The 4,483-nt window shown below is 30.6% G+C and carries 4 protein-coding genes and 1 pseudogene; 2 read left to right on the top strand and 3 right to left on the bottom strand.

The window, feature by feature from the left end:
* A pseudogene (locus WBF61_RS04835) lies at positions 1-201 on the top strand (hypothetical protein); the annotation flags it as partial.
* Between the two features lie 305 nt (positions 202-506).
* On the opposite strand, the gene WBF61_RS04830 reads toward WBF61_RS04835, so the two are convergent.
* The 3 genes from WBF61_RS04830 to WBF61_RS04820 form a co-directional block, all read right to left on the bottom strand.
* Positions 507-1,499, bottom strand: coding sequence for an aminotransferase class I/II-fold pyridoxal phosphate-dependent enzyme (locus WBF61_RS04830; RefSeq protein ID WP_424254409.1), 993 nt, complete (start codon positions 1,497-1,499; stop codon positions 507-509).
* Between the two features lie 181 nt (positions 1,500-1,680).
* The gene (locus WBF61_RS04825; protein WP_424254407.1) at positions 1,681-2,427 is read right to left on the bottom strand and encodes a MurR/RpiR family transcriptional regulator; all 747 of its coding nucleotides are present in this window, start codon (positions 2,425-2,427) and stop codon (positions 1,681-1,683) included.
* 25 nt (positions 2,428-2,452) lie between these two features.
* Positions 2,453-3,748 (bottom strand): PTS sugar transporter subunit IIC, encoded by a 1,296-nt coding sequence (locus WBF61_RS04820; RefSeq protein ID WP_424254405.1) that lies wholly within the window; start codon positions 3,746-3,748, stop codon positions 2,453-2,455.
* Positions 3,749-4,010: 262 nt separating this feature from the next.
* On the opposite strand from WBF61_RS04820, the gene WBF61_RS04815 reads away from it, so the two are divergent.
* A partial coding sequence (locus tag WBF61_RS04815; RefSeq protein ID WP_424254403.1) for a sulfurtransferase occupies positions 4,011-4,483 on the top strand: 473 nt, incomplete at its 3' end.

Raw genomic sequence — 4,483 nt, 5'->3', positions numbered from 1 at the left:
ATCGAAAACCAAAAATATTTAACCGCTAGTCGTCGTTGGAAGCAAAAATTTAATCAATTGCGCAATAAGTTTTATCAGCGCAAACAATATAAATATTTAGCTTGTCCTAATTGTAAAAAGAAATTAATAGTTCCTAGTAAAAAAGGAAACATTAAAATTACTTGCCCACATTGTAAAGATAAGTTCATAAAAAAAACATAATAATTGTAAAATAGAACCCTACCCGAGAAATAAGCACTCAAAGAAAGAGTGTTTATTTTTCGGGTTTTTTTGTTATTTTCATTGCTTTATTTTCATTATTCTTTATTAAAAAATGGATATATAGTGTTAAGTAAATGTTAGAAGCAAAATATAAGATTGTATTGAATCGTAATTGTTATCAGAGAAAAATAAAAAAGATAATCCATAAAATTATCAGGATTATCTTTTTTGAATGTGTAATTTAGCGGTCAGTATTCAGTTAATTTACTCAGATATTTTCCAACTTTATTCTTAGTACTAACTTATTAATAGTTATCATAATATTCTTTAAACTTTTTTATGGCTATTGTTAACAGATTAAAACTCGTTGCTACGTTTATACGTACATAATTTTCATAATTCCCAATAAATCTTGAGCCTGTTTCAACTAAAACTCCAGTTTCTTGTGCTAATTCGACGACAAATAAATCTACATCTTGTATTTTGTCTAATTTTATCCAAATAAGATAACCTGAGTCTGGGCTTTCGATTTCGACTTGAGAAGAACTCAATAAATTTTCAACTAATTGGATATTGATTCTGATTTGTTGAATCATTCTAGCATGCCATTCATTACCATATGTGTATACGATAGAAATGAACTCCATACCGACTCGATTGATAGTGATATGAAATTTATTCAGCTCTGCACTTATGACTGTTTTTAGGGCTTTGTCTTTTATAATAAGATAAGAAGCATTTAAGCCTGATAGGTTAAATGATTTATTCGGAGAACTACTAACAATGATGTTTGAATAACTATCCATATAATTAGCCAGTGAGTTGAAGTCCTTATTAGAGACATTAATTTCACCATGAATTTCATCTGACAAAATAACTATTTCGTATTTCTTAGACAAATAAACTAATTTTGTTAACTCTTCATTCGACCAAATCTTGCCAGAAGGATTGTGAGGATTACAAAACAAAATAGTTTTTATACCCTGTTCAATTATCGTTTTTTCTAATTCTTGAAAATTTATTCTATAGTCATTTGCTTCTTTTTCAAGTGGAAATGTGACCATTTCTCCAAAATTAGTTGCAATATCTTTAAACACGCCATAAACAGGTGTGAAAATTAATATTGGGTTGTTTTTTGAAACTGCATCTGCGGCTAAATGAAGACTTGCGATAGTTCCATTAGCAGGAACTATCCAAGATTCATCTATATTTATTTTCAATTTATGCTGGTACCAACTTACAATACTTGTGAAAAAAAGCTTACTAACATCAAAATAACCAAAATCTGCTTGCTTAATTACTTCAATAAATTTCTCTTGAACAAGTTTATCTGGTTTAAAATCAGTATCAGCAATAAAAAGTGGATAAACATCTTCTCTTAAAGTTTTAAATCGTTTTTTAATATAAATCGAATCCCACTTTTTAGAACCATTTTCTCTTCTATTTAAAATATCATCAAATTCATTTAACGTAATAATCTTATCCTTTCTTACTTTCTTCTATAAATTTTTTCATAATCACGTTTAAAGCAATATGTGAATTTAAACGTGTATCTATATCAGAATCAGAGTCTGGACTGTGTGAAGTATACAAGATTTCTGTTGCTAAACTTTCAAGTGGAGAACCGTGTTGTTCCGTAATCAAAAGAATATAAATTTTTTTCAAACTAATTTCGACAACTGCTTCTAATAATTCAGGTGGTTTGCCACTTCGTGATAAGACTATGACAATATCTTCTTTTTCTTTTAAGTTTCGTGCAGAAACTCGCATATATCTTGAATCATCATATTGTTCTACATGTTTGCCTAATAGCTGCAGTTTTATCTGGAACATTTTTCCAATAAAGCTATTCATACCCATTCCATAAATTGTAATTCGTTTAGCCTCTATCAATTCTTGAATCATTTTTGGTGTAATCGATTCTTGGACTGCATGAAATGTGTCCAGTAATAAGTCTACGTCACTATTTTTTTCAATTACCATGTCTTCATTAATACGGAACCGTAAAAAGAATTCATCTTTAAAATGCAGAAAACTAGAATACTCTAACTTTTTAGTTAGTCTATGGACACTTGTTTTTGAAACATTAAATACACCTGAAAGTAGTGCTATTGTGAATGTTTCATATTCAAAATTCCCTTTATTCTCGATAATACTGTGCAGAAGTTTCTTTTCCATATCTGTTAGATTTTCCGCATGCAAAGATATTTGTTTTTGTAAGCTCATGATAATCACCTTTTCAATCGTATTGTTAAGCTGCAACTTTCTCATCATCTAAATATTGTTGATCAAGTGCTTTAACAAAAGGATAATAGATAACAACTGAAACAGCAACTGCAATTACTTGAACAATTGCTCCTTGCCATCCTGCTACTAAGAATCCTGAAACAATTGGTGGTGTAGTCCATGGTGCTAACACTCCATTGAATATTGGCATGAAGCCGATTGCCATTGCAAAGTAAGCAATTAAAACTGAAACAACTGGTGCTAAAGTAACAGGTATCAATAGTAATGGGTTAAACATAATAGGTAATCCAAATACAAGAGGTTCATTAATATTAAATAATGAAGGAACTCCACCAAGTTTTGACATAGCTTTTAATCTTGAAGATTTTGCGACAATTAACATAGCAATAACCAATCCGAGGGTTATTCCTGCTCCACCGATAGTTGCGAATTGATCTAGCATTTGAGTTGTTCCTACATTCCCGGTTGAAAATGTTAATTTTCCTTCTTGATATAGGCTTAAGTTTTCTATAGAGTTTGCATTCAATAAAGGATACATAATAGAGTTAACAACAGTAGGGTGAATACCAAACCACCATAAAAATCCGTTTAAACCACCTACTATAGCAATGACCCAGATATTAGAAGTAAATCCTTGTAAAGGAATTTGAATAATTCCGTAAATTAATTCATGTAAAGAACCATAAAAATAAGTCGAAATGCCACCTAAAGTCAACATTAACGAAACAACTAGGAATCCAGGAATTAATGAGCTAAACGCTTTAGATACCATTTCAGGTACACTTTCAGGCATTTTTATAACAAAATTTTTCCTTTCGCAAAATCTTGTAACTTCAACTGTCAAAACTGCAACAATCATAGCTGTAATTACACCTTTTGTTCCTAACCAGTTAAAAGGTAAAATATTTCCGATAATTTCATTAGTTTCTGATATTATTTCTTTAGGTGTCACAACAATATATGAAACCATTGCTAAAACCATATTTGACAAACTATCCATTTTATAAGTTTCGGCTAATTTATAAGCAAATGTTCCTGCTGTGAATAGACCTAACATATCAAATGTAGCTTTTGAAGCACTACTCAGATAAGAAGACCAATCACTTCCGAAGATAGAAGTCATAAAACTACTATAACCTGGAATAGGAAAATCCATGATTAGCAGAAATAATGAACCAATAATAGTAAGGGGCATAATGACTAAAAATCCAGAACGCAAAGCAATAAAATAATTTAAATTAGTAATTTTTGAAACTTTCGGAACCATTTTTTCTTCAATAAATTCAATCAGTTTGTTCATACATTAATCTCCTCTTCTTCCATTTATATTACGCTTTCATTATATGAAATAATTTCAAGTATGCCTATTCCTGTTTTGGGAAAATTTCCCCAAATTTGCGTTTTTTTTTCAAGTGATTGATATATTTATTTTTAACAAATTAAAATAAGAACGTTAAAATATCTTATAATAAAATGATAAAAATAAAATTTGATCAAATCTAGTGTATACTGGTTATGAATCAGTTCTCTAGTTAAAATAAAACACATATCAAGGAGGACATATGAAAAACTTTATAACACAAATGGACTTGGTAAAGAATAGTTCCAACGATACTAACTTGCTTATACTAGATGCTCGGGCAGAATTAGCAGATGCATCTGCAGGATTCAATTCTTTCAAAGAGAACCATCTTAAGAATGCTCAATTTGTCTCTATGGAAGAAATCATGACTGGCAAAGTTGGGCCCCATGGTGGTCGTCATCCTTTACCAGATATGACTACGTTTATCGAGACTATGAAAAAGTTAGGGATGACCGATTCTTCTAAAGTTATCATTTATGATGATGGAAGTTTAGCAATGGCAGGTAGGCTCTGGTGGCTATTAAAGTACGCCGGGAAAAACACTGTTTATGTATTGGAAGGTGGGATGAATAAGTGGCTAGAAAATAAACTAGAAGTAACGGATTATGTAACAGAACCTGTTGTATCTGATTCTTTACGTTTAACCATCAACTCTTCTCTCCTTGTTGATAT

Origin of the sequence: Carnobacterium sp. (assembly GCF_049673005.1) — a bacterium.
GTDB lineage: Bacteria > Bacillota > Bacilli > Lactobacillales > Carnobacteriaceae > Carnobacterium_A.
The sequence above is the reverse complement of the archived record's forward strand: the minus strand, read 5'-3'. Positions and strand labels throughout refer to the sequence as shown.

Excerpts from the sequence above, each read along its gene's own strand:
- WBF61_RS04825 (WP_424254407.1), bottom strand. The coding sequence starts at position 2,427 with ATGAGCTTACAAAAACAAATATCTTTGCATGCGGAAAATCTAACAGAT.
- WBF61_RS04820 (WP_424254405.1), bottom strand. The coding sequence starts at position 3,748 with ATGAACAAACTGATTGAATTTATTGAAGAAAAAATGGTTCCGAAAGTT.